The following is a 13190-nucleotide window of genomic DNA, read 5'->3' on the forward strand; positions in this document are numbered from 1 at the left end:
CCGGGGGGATGCGGGGCCTCTTACGTCGCCCGCCCGATCCCGCTATGCGCCCCGGCATGAACCACCATCTCGATCCCGTGCTGCTTGCCAAGGCGGAGACGCTGACCGAGGCGTTGCCGTATCTGATCCGCTATGCCGGCGCGACGTTCGTCGTGAAATATGGCGGTCATGCGATGGGCGATCCGGCCGCGGCGGAGGATTTCGCGCAAGATATCGTGCTGCTGAAGGCGGTCGGGATCAACCCGGTCGTGGTGCATGGCGGCGGGCCGCAGATCGGCGCGATGCTGAAGACGCTGGGCGTCGAATCGACGTTCGTCGACGGGCTGCGCGTGACCGATGCGCGGACCGCGCGGGTGGCGGAGATGGTGCTGTCCGGTCAGATCAACAAGGAACTGGTCGGCTGGATCGGCCATGCCGGGGGCCGCGCGGTCGGCATTTCGGGCAAGGACGGCAATGCCGTGACCGTGGAGAAGGTGCGGCGCACGCGGATCGACCCGGTCAGCGGTGTCGAGGAAGCGGTCGACCTGGGCTTCGTGGGCGAGCCGGTCGATATCGATCGGCGGCTGTTCGACACGCTGTCGAAGGCGGGGATGATCCCGGTGGTGGCACCGATCGGGCTGGGGCCGGACGGTGAGACCTATAACGTCAACGCCGACACGATGGCTGGTGCGCTGGCGATCGCGCTGGGGGCGGAGCGGCTGTTCCTGCTGACCGACGTGGCGGGCGTGCTCGACAAGGACAAGGCGCTGCTGACCGACCTGACGCCGGCGGCGATCGCGGCGCTGCGCACGGACGGGACGATCACGGGGGGCATGATCCCGAAGCTGGAGACCTGCGTCGATGCGGTCGAGGGCGGGGTGGACGCCGCGGTGATCCTGGACGGGCGCGTGCCGCATGCGATGCTGATCGAGATCTTCACGCGCCAGGGCGCGGGGACGCTGGTGCGGCGGTAGGGTTTTACCCGAGCCCACCCTGCCATTGCCCGGCAAGGCCGCCCCGGCTAAGGCCTTGGGCAATCAACTCGCACATGCGGAGCCGCCATGATCGCCATCCTACAGATCATCAATCTGCTGCTCGGTCTGCTGCTGTACATCATCATCGCGCAGGCGATTCTGAGCTGGCTGATCGCGTTCAACGTCATCAACACGTCGAACGATTTCGTGCGGCAGGTGCTCTATGCGCTCGATCGGATCACGGAGCCGCTGTACCGGCCGATCCGCAAGATCCTGCCCGATTTCGGGGCCCTCGATCTGTCGCCGATGGTGGTGATCCTGCTGATCTACATCCTGCGCACGATCATCATCCCCAACATCGCGATGAGCCTGATGAGCTGATCGGATGACCGCACGCATCATCGACGGAAAGGCGTTCGCCGCCACCCTGCGCGGTCGCGTCGCCGAGGGCGTGGCGGCGTTTCGCGCGGAAACGGGGCGCGCACCTGGGCTGGCCGTCGTGCTGGTCGGTGCGGATCCGGCGAGCGACGTCTATGTCCGGTCGAAGGGCAAGGCGACGCACGCGGCCGGGATGGTCGGGACCGAGCACCGCCTGCCAGCCGAGACGACGCAGGACGCGCTGCTGGCGCTGGTCGCCGAGCTGAACCACGACGCCGCGGTGGACGGGATCCTCGTCCAGCTGCCGTTGCCGGGCCATATCGATTCCGCCGCGGTGATCGCCGCGATCGATCCGGACAAGGATGTCGACGGGTTCCATGTCGTCAACGCCGGGCGGCTGGCGGTGGGGGCGGACGGGTATGTGCCCTGTACGCCGCTCGGCTGTGCGCTGCTGCTGGAGGATGTGCTGGGCGACCTGTCGGGGCTTGATGCGGTCGTGATCGGGCGGTCGAACATCGTCGGCAAGCCGATGGCGCAGCTGCTGATCGACCGGAATTGCACCGTGACGATCGCGCATAGCCGGACGCGGGACCTGGCCGCGGTGGTGCGACGTGCGGACATCGTGGTGGCGGCGGTCGGGCGGCCGGAGATGATCCGCGGCGACTGGCTGAAACCCGGCGCGACCGTGATCGACGTGGGGATCAATCGGGTCGAGGATGCCGCGGGGCGCCGGCTGGTGGGCGATGTGGCGTATGACGAGGCGTTGGCGGTGGCCGGCGCGATCACGCCCGTGCCCGGCGGGGTGGGGCCGATGACGATCGCGGTGCTGCTGCGCAATACGCTGGTCGCGGCGTATGCGCGGGCCGGGCTGGCGAAGCCGGCGATCTGATGCTCACGCTCTTTATCTCCGCCTTCGTCACGTTCTTTGTGGTGATCGATCCGCCGGGTTGCGCGCCGATCTTCGCCGGGCTGACGCGCGGAACGTCGCCCGATCATCGGCGCGCGATGGCGTTCCGGTCGGTCATGGTGTCGGCGGGGATCCTGCTGGTGTTCGCACTGGTCGGCGAACGGTTTTTGTCGGCGATGGGGATCAGCCTGGACGCGTTCCGGATCGCGGGCGGCATCATGCTGTTCCTGATCGCGCTGGAGATGGTGTTCGAGAAGCGCACGCAACGCCGCGAGGAGCGTGCGGAGGGCGTGCTGCGCGAGGCGGAGGCCGAAGCGCGGACGATGGAGGAGGAGGATATCTCCGTCTTCCCGATGGCGATCCCGATGATCGCGGGGCCGGGATCGATCGCGACGACCATGCTGCTGACGTCGCGCGCGCACGGGCTGGCGGAGACCGCGATCGTGTTCGCGGCGCTCGGGTCGATGCTGTTGATCCTGCTGCTCTCGCTGCTCGCCGCCGGGCCGCTGATGCGCGTGCTTGGGCACAAGGTGGAAGCGATGATCACCCGCATCCTGGGCGTGATCCTGGCCGCGCTGGCCGCGCAGTTCGTGATCGACGGAATCCGGCAGAGCTTCGCCTGACGGGGGCGGCGCCGGGCGGGACGTTACGCTGATGCAGAGTTTAGAGGTTTTGCATCACCGCGGGGAGCGAAGAACGGGACAACTCCTGGTCCCTCTCTTGCTCTTTTGCCAGAGCTGGACGTACGTTCGTTTGAAAGGCGTGAACAAGATTCGGAGTTGGAACGATGCAGGAATTCGTAAAAACTTCGCGGGATAATTGGTTCTACGCTATTCTCCCGATCTTGTTTGCAGCTGCGTTAAACTTTCGCGCAACACATCCATGGGAAGATCAGCCGCAATTTGGTGAGGCGGTCACACTTTTTGATTGGTGCATTTTCGTGCCATTTATCTATGTGGTTTGTTATAGAAATATGCCTTGGCGTGCTCTGGCAATACGAGCACTTGCGATCGCATGTGGAGGCGTATGGATCGCCGGCAAGATTGTTCCTGATCCAGCAGAAACGATCCTCACACAATGGAGCTGGTTGCGTGGTGTAGGTATCGCCGTGTTGGTACTTGCCGAAAGTGCTGCTCTGATTGCAGTATTGCGCATCGCGTTTGGTTCTGCGCCCGACGCGACAGAGCTGGAGCGACAGGGTATGCCGCCTTTGCTCGCTAAGATGATGCTGGCCGAAGCACGTTTCTGGCGGTGGGTTTGGGCCCGCTTGCGAGGAAAGTAGGCGGCGCAACGAAGGCAGCCCGTCATCCAAGTTTGCTTGTTCCCAAAACAACGTCTCAAACTCGAACGCCTTTGCTTCCTTGATGCAAAACCCACACGTTTTGCTTCGGACGCGCAGTCGCGGAAAAGCAGCGCGTTTCACTATGCACATGTCTGGTGAGAATGGGTTTGTACGCCTGCCTGACAATTCGACCCGCCGCCAGAGCTTGAAGGGCGAGCCCTTGGGCAGCGCCACCGGGGTGAGCCAGGCGGGGACGCGGTTGCGGGCGAGTTGCCAGTAGAAGCCGCCCTTGGCCTGCGCGTTGTAGATTGTCGATTCGGACATGCCGGGGCAGATCAGGAGGAGCGTCGCGCCGTGCTTTGCCATGATGGCGCGGGCCTGGTCGGGCGATCCGCGGAAGGCGTGGATGACGTCGAGGATCGCGGTCTGGTTGCGGTGATAGGGGCCGGCGATGGCGCGGTGGTGCGTCATCGCGATCAGCCGGGGGCCGAGATCGACGAAGGTCAGCACGGTCGCGGCAGGGATACGCGCGATTGGGCGGAGCGCGGGGAGCGTCGGGCAGCGGCGGTTGGCCAGGGCGACGCGGTTGCGGTAGGTCGGGGCCGGACCGCCCTTCTTTCCCTTGCCGCCCTTCACTGCGGCAGGGGGCGCGGCTTCGTTCGGGATCGCGCGGACCACGAGGCCGGCGATCGTGCCGGACAGCAGCAGGAACGCCGCGACCGTGCCGCCGACCCGCACGACCATCAGGCGGTGGCGCGCGAGACGGGGCAGGACGAACCAGGCAAGGCCAGCGATGCCGGGCACCGCAAGGATCTGGGCCGGGGGGCCGGAGCGCGTCTGCCACGCCATCAGCGCCGCGGACGTGAGCCCGAGCAGCGCGACGGTGGCCCAGGCGGGGAACAACGCGGTGCCGCGCGTGCGCCACAGCATGAGCGCGTAGCCGACCAGCCCGATCACCGGCGGAAGCCCGACCGGGAACCAGGTGCGCCAGCCATGCGCGTAGAGCGGGCGCACTTCGTTGATGTGGACGAACCACAGCGCGCGCAATTCCGGGCTCAGCCGTTCGGGCGTGCCCAGGCATTGCGGCCAGGCGAGCGCGAAGCCGCCCGCCACGACGATCGCCGCCGCGACCGCTGCGGCCAGCCGAACGCCGCGCCGATCGTCGCGGATCGCGGCGAGTGCCACGAACAGCGCGCCGCCGAGCAGCGTCGCCGACAGCCAGACCGGCGAGAGCGCGTCGCAGACCGGCAGGCGGTTGTCGTAGGAGGCGAAGAGCGCGAAGCCGACCGCGCTGCCGAGGCCGAGCGCGATGCCGTGCGCGGCCATTCGGGGCGCCTCCGCACGATCCCAGACCCAGCGGAGCGCGACGCAGCCCGTCGCCAGCGCCAGATAGGGCAGCATTTCCAGCCCGATGGTCAGCGACAGCGCGATCGCACCGCCCGCGACCAGCCCGCCGCGGCGGCGCTGCGGATCGACGCTGCCCGCGACGGTGGTGGCGAGCAGCGCGAGTTGCCAGCCATGATGGTCGATCCGCGTCGGCATGAACATGAGCAGCATCGTGCCCATGCAGAAGAACATGGCGGCACCCAGCGCGAAGGCGGAACGATCGATCAGCCGCCGGACGGTGAGTACGGAGGAGAAGAGGGCCAAGCCGAGCGGGATCAGCGGCGCCACTGCAACCGCGATGCGGACGGCATCGAACGCGCCGACGAACGGCCGCGTCGCCAGGATGAGCCCGGCGATCGGCAGGTCGACGAACCGCGACCAGTGGATGCTGGCGCCGTGCGGCGGATCGAGCTTGTACTGGCGCAGGTCGTACCAGCCCTGGCCGGACAGCCAGGCGTTGACCTGTGCCAGCCGGATATTGTCGTCGGTATCGGCCAGGCCCAGCCAGTGAATCTGGCCCCATTTCATGTACAGCATGACAACCGCGCCGATCGTCCAGAACAGCAAGGTCCAGCGGACCCAGTAGCGGGCGGCATCGTCGATCGGCGGCGTCGTGGGCACGGCGTATCCTTGGGTAACTCGGCCCCGGCGGGCAGCGCGCTATGGAACCACGTTCGGCGCGCGACAACCATGTTTGACGTGCAGTTCGTTCAGTCCTAGCGCGCATGCCAACCGCATGACCGCTCCGCTCTCCCCCTCCCGCGACTCGACGACCGGCCTGGTCGCCCGGATCCGCGCCTTCCTGTCCGGCACGGGCGGGCAGTTCGTGCGCTATGCGATCACCGGGTTCGGCATCACCGCGCTGTCCGCCGCGATCTACTGGGTGCTGGCGACGCCGCTGCATGTTCATCCGCAACTCGCCAATCTGGCGGGTTATGCGGTCGCCGTGTCGCTGGGCTACGTCATCCATAGCCGGTGGAGCTTTCGCGGGCACGGCAGCCGCGAGAACACGGTGCGCACCACGCTGCGGTTCCTGACCGCGTCGCTGATCAGCCTGGGGTTGAACAGCGCGTGGATCTGGCTGCTGGTCCACCGCCTGGGCGGGCCGACCTGGTGGCCGATCGTGCCGATCCTGTTCGTGACACCGGTGGCGATGTTCTGGCTCAACCGGCTATGGGTCTTCGAATGACAGACCCGTACAGTGTGCCGAATCCCATGACCGATTCCGAATGGACCGCCGAACCGCGCCCGCTGGTGACGATGATCGTGCCGGTGAAGGACGAGGAGCAGGCGATCGCGACGTTCGTCCAGCGCGTGACGCTGGTGCTCGATTCGCTGGCGGAGCCGCGCGGGTGGGAAATCCTGTTCATCGACGACGGATCGACCGATGCGACGCTGCCCGCGATCATGGCCGCCAACCGGGCGGATCCGCGGGTCCGCGCGCTGTCGCTGTCGCGCAATTTCGGCAAGGAAGCCGCGTTGTCGGCCGGGCTGGACGTGGCGCGCGGCGAAGTGTCGATCCCGATCGACGTCGACCTGCAGGACCCGCCGGAGGTGATCGGCGAGATGATCGCCAAATGGCGCGACGGATACGAGGTCGTGTACGGCGTGCGGCGCAACCGGGCGAGTGATACGCTGCCCAAGCGGTTCACGGCCGATTTCTACTATCGCGCGCACAACTGGCTGTCGGCGGACAAGATCCCCGAACATGCCGGCGATTTCCGGCTGCTCGACCGGAAGGTGGTGGAGGTGATCCGCACGATGCCGGAACGCAACCGGTTCATGAAGGGGCTGTTCGCGTGGGGCGGGTTCCGCCAGACGTCGGTCGAATATGACCGCGTCGAACGGACGCTGGGCACGACCAAGTTCAATTACTGGAAACTGTGGACGCTGGCGATCGACGGGATCACGTCGGCGTCCACGGTGCCGTTGCGCGTGTGGAGTTACCTGGGTGCGTCGATCGCGCTGATCGGCATGTTGTATGCCGGCTATGTCGCGGTGCGGACTTTGGTGTACGGATCGGACGTGGCGGGATATCCCTCGCTGATGATCGCGGTGCTGTTCTTCGGCGGGTTGCAGCTGGTGTCGCTGGGCGTGCTGGGCGAATATGTCGGCCGGATCATGGTCGAGGTGAAACACCGACCGATCTACGTCGTCCGGACGCGGATCGGCATGGATGGTCCGCCGGGGGGAATGCACTGATGGACGCGAGCATCTATGCGCGGATGGCCGAGATCGACGGCGAACATTGGTGGTTCGCCGCGCGCCGCCGGATCGTGGCCGCGCTGATCGAGGCGCAGGCGCCGCGCGCGTCGGGCATGCGGATCCTGGAGGTCGGGTGCGGCACGGGATCGAACATCCCGCTGTTGCAGGGCTACGGCACGGTCGACGCGGTGGAGCCCGACGATTTCGCACGCGCGTTCGCCAGCGACCGGAGCGGGATCGCGGTGAAGGGCGGATATCTGCCCGACGGGGTCGCGCTGGACGACGGGCATTACGACTTCATCGTGCTGCTCGACGTGCTGGAGCATATTCCGGGCGACCTGGAGGCGCTGACCGCGCTGCGCCGGAAGCTGGCGCCCGGTGGGCGGTTGATGGTGACGGTGCCGGCCAATCCCTGGATGTGGAGCGCGCACGATGCGGCGCATCACCACCAGCGGCGCTATACCGCCAAGACGCTGGCCGCGGTGTTCGCGAAGGCCGGGTTCCGCGTGCGGCACCGCAGCCATTTCAACACTTTGCTGTTCCCGCTGATCGTCGGCGTGCGGTGGCTGCACAAGCTGACCGGCAAGACCGGCGGGGATGACGATGCGATGCCGTCACCGCGCGTGAACCGGATGCTGGAACGCGTGTTCGGCGCCGAACGTCACATCGTGGCGCGCGGATCGTTGCCGTTCGGGGTGTCGCTGGCGCTGGTGGCCGAGCCCGCCTGAGGCTTGGCCGGCACCGGGGCCGGCACGACGCGGTAGAGGATGCCGCGGGTGCGGCCGTGCCAGACGGGAACCAGGTCCGGATAGCGCAGCCAGCCGGATCGCGGCATGTCGATCAGCCAGAAATGGTCGTAGGCCGCGCGCGGGAAATTGCGGAGCGTGTCGGCAAGCACCGGTTCGCCGCGGCGACGGCATTTGAGCGGGCGCAGAAGCTGCGTCGGATCGCCCCCGAACCGCCCGACATGCGGGTTGCGGATCGTCAGAAGCTGCGCGCCGGCCATCGCCCACTGGCCGTTCACGAACGCCTGGCGGCGCCCGATCGCGAGGCTACCGAGATGGTCCATCCGCGAATAGCTCCAGCTGCCCTGGCAGGGGAGGTTGACCAGCACCATCACGCGCGCGCCGATCGGCAGATGTTCCACGGCCGCGAGCTGTTCGTCATAGGCGCGGTCGAGCCGGGCATAGTGGAGCGTGTGGCCGGTCAGCCGGACGACCAGGAAGGCGAGCGCGGCCACCGCGAGCGCGGGGCGCCACCAGCGCGCATTGCCGATCGGGCGCAATGCCACCACCGCGACCGCCAGCGCATAGGGCGCCATCCGCATGTCGGCATAAGCGGAGCCGAGCAGCACGCGCGGCAGAAGCGCATAGGCGGCGAACAGGAACAGCGCGGCGAGCCCCAGCGTGCGATTGTAGCGGAACCCGATCCGCGCGACGCCGAGGCCGAGTAGGACGAAGACCAGCGCAACGCAGGCCTGGTCGAACGTCCGGGCATCGTCGCGCAGCGCCGCGAGCAGCCAGGCATATTTCCAGATCAGCGTGTAGCCGCCGGTCGTGCCGGCCACCGCACCGGAGCGCCAGACGAGCATGAGGATCATCGGCGGGACGAGCGGGAGGCAGGCAAGGCCGGCGTGCCAGACGGTACTCGGCAGGCTCCGTTTCGGTTCGTCGTCCGTAGTGCCGTCGCGCATGCGGATCAGTTCGGCGGCGGCGGCGAGCAGGCAGAGGACCGCCCAGCCGTAGCTGTGACAGACCCAGATCACGAGGCCGATCGGCACGAACAGCATTGCCCGCAACCGCATGCGCCCCGTCCGACCGAGCTGCAGCCAATAGCCGAACGCCAGGAAGGCGAGCGCCATCGACAGCGCGAAATTGGCGAACCCGAACTGGAACGGATAGCCATAAGCGAACGGCAGCGCGAAGGCGGCGCTGGGCGGGATGCGGCCGTGCGCTTCCTTCGCCATCCACAGCAGGCCGCCCGCGGTGAGCGGCGGGATCAGCAGCACGATCAGCTTGACCGCGGGTTCCAGCCCCATCAGCCGCGACAGCGGCACCACGAGGAGGTCGATCCCCATATTGCCGATCAGGCCCCATTCGAACCCGTAATAGCGTTGCAGAAAGGGCGAGCCGGCGCGTTCCAGCTCGACACCGTAGCGCCCGATATGACCGAGCAGGTCGGTGATGGGAGGGATGTCGGGCCAGAGCAGCGGCACCGCCATCAGGCAGGCCAGCCCGATCGCGTACCACCGCGACTGCCACCAGGCGCGATCGGTCATGGGCCCCGCCTGTATCGAAGCGCGGGTGCGGCGGGAACCGGTAATTGGTGGGTTGGGTCGCGGTTTTGCGCGGTTTGCCTGGGGGTGGCGCGGGTGGCGGTTCGTAGGTCGACGCGGCACTCCGTTCAGGGAAGCGGTGCGCCACTATGATCGTCATCCGGCGGATGCCGGGATCTTCCTTGGGCTTGGGATGGGTTCTTTACCGGAGGGAGATCCCGGCCTTCGCCGGGATGACGGTTCTGTCTGGATCGGCCCGGTGCTTCCCTTGGGGGCGGGCAGACCGTAAGGGCGGGCGATGGAACAGGCGCGGCTTTCCCGGACGATCGGCATCTTCGGCGCGCTCGGGCTGCTCGCGCTGGCGCTGTATTTCCGGTTTCACGGGTCGCTGGACGAGCCGTTCTGGCTGGACGAGGCGTACAGCGCCTATGCCGCGGGCAAGGGGTTCGATTTCCTCTGGCACGTGGTGCCGGCGTACGAGACGCACCCGCCCTTCTATTATTCGCTGCTGCGCTGCTGGACTTTGGTGTTCGGCGACAGTCTCGCGGGGTACCGCTCGCTCGGTTATGTCTGCGGCATCGCGGTGCTGCCGGTGATCTGGCGGGCGGCGCACGATGCGGCGCGGCTGGCGCGGCTCGATGCGGCGCGGATCGCGTGGGGTGCGGTGGCCTATGCCGCGGTGTCGATCATGCTGGTCGCGATGACGCGCGAGGTGCGGCCCTATCCGGTGATGATCCTGGTCTATGCCGGGACGCTGTGGGCGCTCATCCGGCTGGGCGCGGCGGCGGAGCGCGGGCGCAGCATCGCGGGTGGGCCCTATGCCGGCTATCTCGTCGGGCTGGCGCTGATGCTGTGGCTGCACAATCTGGGTGCGCTGTACGCCGCCGCGCTCGGGATCGCGTTCCTTGCGCTGGTGCTGCGTCCGGGGCTGACGGGGCGCGACTGGGCGCGGATCGTCGGCGGGCATGCGTTGGTCGCGCTGGTCTGGGCGCCGGCGGTGGCGATCCTGACGGATCAGGCGCCGACCTGGGTGTCGGCGACCTGGCTGACCTTTTCGTGGGACACCGTGCCGACCAGGCTGGCGATCCTGTATGCCGCGCCCGGCCTTGCGCCCGGCATCGCATTGTTCGTGCTGGCGGGACTGGCGATCTGGCGGCTGGCGGACGGGGCGCCGCGGCGGCGGCTGGCGGCGGCGCTGTTCGCGCTCGCGCTGGTACCGTCCGCGCTGTCGATCGCGGTGTCCGCGCTGGTCGCGCCGGTGTTCATCATGCGGACCATGACGCCGGTCGCGGTGCCGGCGGTGCTGCTGCTGTCGATCGGGACGCTGGGCTGGACGGTCGGGTGGCGGCGCTATGTCGGGTGGGCCGCCGGGCTGATCGTGGCGTTCCAGATGATTGCCGGCGATATCAAGGAGCGCCGGATCGTCGGCGGACAGCAGCATTGGTACGGCGTCGTCCAGTTCCTGGCCCCGCGCTGGCGGCCGGGCGACGTGCTGCTCGCCTATCCCAACGAAGGGGCGCTGCCGATGATGTTCGCGCTGCGCGACCTGCGTGTGCCGATCGCGGTGCGGCCGGTGCCGACGCCGGTGCCGTCGATCGGCGTGGGCGGGTGGTATCCGACCGGCAGCCGTGGTGTCGTGTCGTTGCCGCGCGACCGCTTGCAGCAAATCGCGCACGAGCCGGGGGTGCAGGCCGCGCCGACCATCTGGCTGCTGCGGCTGGGGCCGCGGGCCTATGACAAGGGCGACATGTTCCTGCAGGAACTGGCGGTCGGGCGGCGGCCGGTGGCGCGGTTGTACTGGAACCCGATCGATTTGATCGCGCTGCGGCGGGTGGAGAAGCGCTGAACGTTCCCCGGCGGAGGCCGGGGGCTAGGTGAAGCGGTTGCGTCTAGGCCCCGGCCTTCGCCGGGGAACGCTTCCCGCTTCACCCGTTCTGGCGTCGAGCCTTACAGCCCGTCGCGGCGGCCCAGGAGGCGCAGGCGGAGCGCGTTGAGCTTGATGAAGCCGGCCGCGTCGCGCTGGTCGTAGGCGCCGGCGTCGTCCTCGAACGTCACGACCTTTTCGCTGTAGAGCGAATAGGGCGAGCGGCGGCCGGTGACGAAGACGCTGCCCTTGAACAGCTTCAGCCGGACGGTGCCGGACACCTTGTGCTGGCTATGGTCGATCGCGGCCTGGAGCATTTCGCGTTCCGGGCTGAACCACAGGCCGTTGTAGATCAGTTCGGCATAGCGCGGGGCGAGTTCGTCCTTGAGGTGCATCGCGCCGCGATCGAGCGTGATCTGTTCGATCCCGCGGTGGGCGAGATGGTAGATCGTGCCGCCCGGCGTTTCGTACATGCCGCGGCTCTTCATGCCGACGAAGCGGTTTTCGACTAGGTCGAGCCGGCCGATGCCGTGGCGCTTGCCGAGTTCGTTGAGCTTGGCGAGCAACGTGGCGGGCGAAAGCCCCACGCCGTTCACGGCCACCGCGTCGCCGCGTTCGAAGTCGATCGTGATCTCCTCCGGCACGTCGGGCGCGGTCACGGGATCATCGGTGCGCGAGTAGACATAGTCCGGGACCTCGTCCCACGGATCCTCGAGCACCTTGCCCTCGGACGAGGTGTGGAGAAGGTTCGCGTCGGTCGAGAAGGGCGATTCGCCGCGCTTGTCTTTGGGCACCGGAATCTGGTGCTGTTCGGCATATTCGATCAGGCGGGTGCGGCTGGTGAGGTCCCATTCGCGCCACGGCGCGATGACGCGGATGTCGGGGGCGAGCGCGTAATAACCGAGTTCGAACCGGACCTGGTCGTTGCCCTTGCCGGTCGCGCCGTGGCTGACCGCGTCGGCGCCGACCTGACGCGCGATCTCGATTTGGCGCTTGGCGATCAGCGGGCGGGCGATCGAGGTGCCGAGCAGGTACAGCCCCTCGTACAGCGCGTTCGAGCGCATCATCGGCATGACGTAGTCGCGCACGAATTCCTCGCGCAGATCGTCGATGAAGATATGTTCGGGGCGCACCCCCATCAGCTCCGCCTTGGCGCGGGCGGGCTCGAGTTCCTCGCCCTGGCCGAGGTCGGCGGTGAAGGTCACCACCTCGCACTGATATTCGGTGGCGAGCCATTTCAGGATCACGCTGGTGTCGAGGCCGCCCGAATAGGCAAGCACAACCCGCTTCACGTCCGACATGTCCGTCCCTTCAACCCGTAAATTCGCGCGCGCCTTGCCATCCGGGCGCCGCGCATTCAAGCGCCATACAGCGAGGGCGCGCCATGGGGCGTACCCGTACGACCGTGACCCGACCGTTGCGAGAAGGAAAACCGATGCGTCCGATAGCCCTGATGCTGCCCGTCCTCATCACCCTGGCCGCCGCGCCCGCGCTGTCCGCGCCCGCGGCCAAGCCCGTGAAGGGCACCGGCGACGTGACCCGCGCGCAGATGCAGGCGGAGGTCGACGGCGTGTTCAAGCTGGCCGACACCAACAAGGACGGTTTCATGAGCCGCGCGGAATTCGGCGAGCGGATGGGCGTGGTGCTGAACCGCACGCCGCCCGGCACGAAGAATGCGCCGACCGCGAAGGAGGCGCAGGACATGCTGAACGCCGCGAACGCCGCGTTCAAGGCGGTCGACACCAATGGCGACGGCAAGCTGAGCCCGGCCGAGGCATCGCGCCGCCCGCTGCGCGCGTTCGACATGGTCGATGCCAATCATGACGGCATCCTGACGGTGGCGGAGAAGATCGCCGCGCGGAAGCCGGGCGCCGGCGCGATCCCGGATCGCAAGCTGACCCCGGGTCGTTGAGCCTGTCTGAAACGAACGGAGCGATGCG

At 67.7% G+C, this 13190-nt stretch carries 12 protein-coding genes; 9 read left to right on the top strand and 3 right to left on the bottom strand.

From position 1 onward, the window contains the following. Nucleotides 1–44: 44 nt before the first annotated feature. The 4 genes from argB to ACFSGX_RS00980 all read left to right on the top strand — a co-directional run bounded on the left by argB (nt 45) and on the right by ACFSGX_RS00980 (nt 2861). Nucleotides 45–953, top strand: a complete 909-nt coding sequence (argB, locus tag ACFSGX_RS00965; protein ID WP_380926788.1) for an acetylglutamate kinase — start codon at nt 45–47, stop codon at nt 951–953. Nucleotides 954–1040: 87 nt separating this feature from the next. Next, nucleotides 1041–1334 carry a YggT family protein gene (locus tag ACFSGX_RS00970; protein ID WP_380926790.1) on the top strand — a complete coding sequence of 98 codons (294 nt, stop codon included), beginning with the start codon at nt 1041–1043 and terminating at the stop codon, nt 1332–1334. A 4-nt stretch (nt 1335–1338) separates the two neighbouring features. Continuing rightward, nucleotides 1339–2220, top strand: coding sequence for a bifunctional methylenetetrahydrofolate dehydrogenase/methenyltetrahydrofolate cyclohydrolase FolD (gene folD / locus ACFSGX_RS00975; protein ID WP_380926792.1), 882 nt, complete (start codon nt 1339–1341; stop codon nt 2218–2220). Then, nucleotides 2220–2861, top strand: a complete 642-nt coding sequence (locus ACFSGX_RS00980) for a MarC family protein (RefSeq protein ID WP_076068823.1) — start codon at nt 2220–2222, stop codon at nt 2859–2861. The genes folD and ACFSGX_RS00980 overlap by 1 nt, the downstream gene beginning before the upstream one ends. 236 nt (nt 2862–3097) lie before the next feature. Here ACFSGX_RS00980 and ACFSGX_RS00985 read toward each other — a convergent pair whose 3' ends face one another. Further along, nucleotides 3098–5527 (bottom strand): AcrB/AcrD/AcrF family protein, encoded by a 2430-nt coding sequence (locus tag ACFSGX_RS00985; protein WP_380926794.1) that lies wholly within the window; start codon nt 5525–5527, stop codon nt 3098–3100. Nucleotides 5528–5642: 115 nt separating this feature from the next. Here ACFSGX_RS00985 and ACFSGX_RS00990 point away from each other — a divergent pair, with 115 nt between their 5' ends. Genes ACFSGX_RS00990 through ACFSGX_RS01000 form a run of 3 tightly spaced genes read left to right on the top strand, consistent with a single transcriptional unit; the run spans nt 5643 to nt 7839 of the window. Further along, a complete protein-coding gene (locus tag ACFSGX_RS00990) occupies nt 5643–6095 on the top strand; it encodes a GtrA family protein (protein ID WP_380926796.1) in 453 nt (150 codons plus the stop codon). Between the two features lie 26 nt (nt 6096–6121). Then, nucleotides 6122–7108, top strand: a complete 987-nt coding sequence (locus tag ACFSGX_RS00995; RefSeq protein WP_380926798.1) for a glycosyltransferase family 2 protein — start codon at nt 6122–6124, stop codon at nt 7106–7108. Further along, the gene (locus tag ACFSGX_RS01000) at nt 7108–7839 is read left to right on the top strand and encodes a class I SAM-dependent methyltransferase (RefSeq protein ID WP_380926800.1); all 732 of its coding nucleotides are present in this window, start codon (nt 7108–7110) and stop codon (nt 7837–7839) included. The genes ACFSGX_RS00995 and ACFSGX_RS01000 overlap by 1 nt, the downstream gene beginning before the upstream one ends. Here ACFSGX_RS01000 and ACFSGX_RS01005 read toward each other — a convergent pair. Further along, a complete protein-coding gene (locus tag ACFSGX_RS01005) occupies nt 7773–9389 on the bottom strand; it encodes a hypothetical protein (protein WP_380926801.1) in 1617 nt (538 codons plus the stop codon). The two genes, ACFSGX_RS01000 and ACFSGX_RS01005, sit on opposite strands and share 67 nt — an antisense overlap. A gap of 295 nt (nt 9390–9684) precedes the next feature. On the opposite strand from ACFSGX_RS01005, the gene ACFSGX_RS01010 reads away from it, so the two are divergent. Continuing rightward, nucleotides 9685–11232, top strand: a complete 1548-nt coding sequence (locus ACFSGX_RS01010) for a glycosyltransferase family 39 protein (RefSeq protein ID WP_380926803.1) — start codon at nt 9685–9687, stop codon at nt 11230–11232. Nucleotides 11233–11333: 101 nt separating this feature from the next. Here the strand turns inward: ACFSGX_RS01010 and ACFSGX_RS01015 are convergent, their stop codons facing one another. Next, nucleotides 11334–12551, bottom strand: a complete 1218-nt coding sequence (locus tag ACFSGX_RS01015) for an argininosuccinate synthase (protein ID WP_380926805.1) — start codon at nt 12549–12551, stop codon at nt 11334–11336. A 134-nt stretch (nt 12552–12685) separates the two neighbouring features. Between ACFSGX_RS01015 and ACFSGX_RS01020 the strand changes: the two genes are divergently transcribed. Next, nucleotides 12686–13162 carry an EF-hand domain-containing protein gene (locus ACFSGX_RS01020; protein ID WP_380926807.1) on the top strand — a complete coding sequence of 159 codons (477 nt, stop codon included), beginning with the start codon at nt 12686–12688 and terminating at the stop codon, nt 13160–13162. Nucleotides 13163–13190 lie beyond the last annotated feature (28 nt).

It is taken from the genome of Sphingomonas arantia (genome assembly GCF_042682045.1).
GTDB lineage: Bacteria > Pseudomonadota > Alphaproteobacteria > Sphingomonadales > Sphingomonadaceae > Sphingomonas_R > Sphingomonas_R arantia.

Coding starts and splice junctions, on each gene's coding strand:
- ACFSGX_RS01005 (WP_380926801.1), bottom strand. CDS start 9,389: ATGACCGATCGCGCCTGGTGGCAGTCGCGGTGGTACGCGATCGGGCTG.
- argB (WP_380926788.1), top strand. CDS start 45: ATGCGCCCCGGCATGAACCACCATCTCGATCCCGTGCTGCTTGCCAAG.
- ACFSGX_RS00980 (WP_076068823.1), top strand. CDS start 2,220: ATGCTCACGCTCTTTATCTCCGCCTTCGTCACGTTCTTTGTGGTGATC.
- ACFSGX_RS01015 (WP_380926805.1), bottom strand. CDS start 12,551: ATGTCGGACGTGAAGCGGGTTGTGCTTGCCTATTCGGGCGGCCTCGAC.
- ACFSGX_RS00990 (WP_380926796.1), top strand. CDS start 5,643: ATGACCGCTCCGCTCTCCCCCTCCCGCGACTCGACGACCGGCCTGGTC.
- ACFSGX_RS01010 (WP_380926803.1), top strand. CDS start 9,685: ATGGAACAGGCGCGGCTTTCCCGGACGATCGGCATCTTCGGCGCGCTC.
- ACFSGX_RS00970 (WP_380926790.1), top strand. CDS start 1,041: ATGATCGCCATCCTACAGATCATCAATCTGCTGCTCGGTCTGCTGCTG.
- folD (WP_380926792.1), top strand. CDS start 1,339: ATGACCGCACGCATCATCGACGGAAAGGCGTTCGCCGCCACCCTGCGC.
- ACFSGX_RS01020 (WP_380926807.1), top strand. CDS start 12,686: ATGCGTCCGATAGCCCTGATGCTGCCCGTCCTCATCACCCTGGCCGCC.
- ACFSGX_RS00995 (WP_380926798.1), top strand. CDS start 6,122: ATGACCGATTCCGAATGGACCGCCGAACCGCGCCCGCTGGTGACGATG.
- ACFSGX_RS01000 (WP_380926800.1), top strand. CDS start 7,108: ATGGACGCGAGCATCTATGCGCGGATGGCCGAGATCGACGGCGAACAT.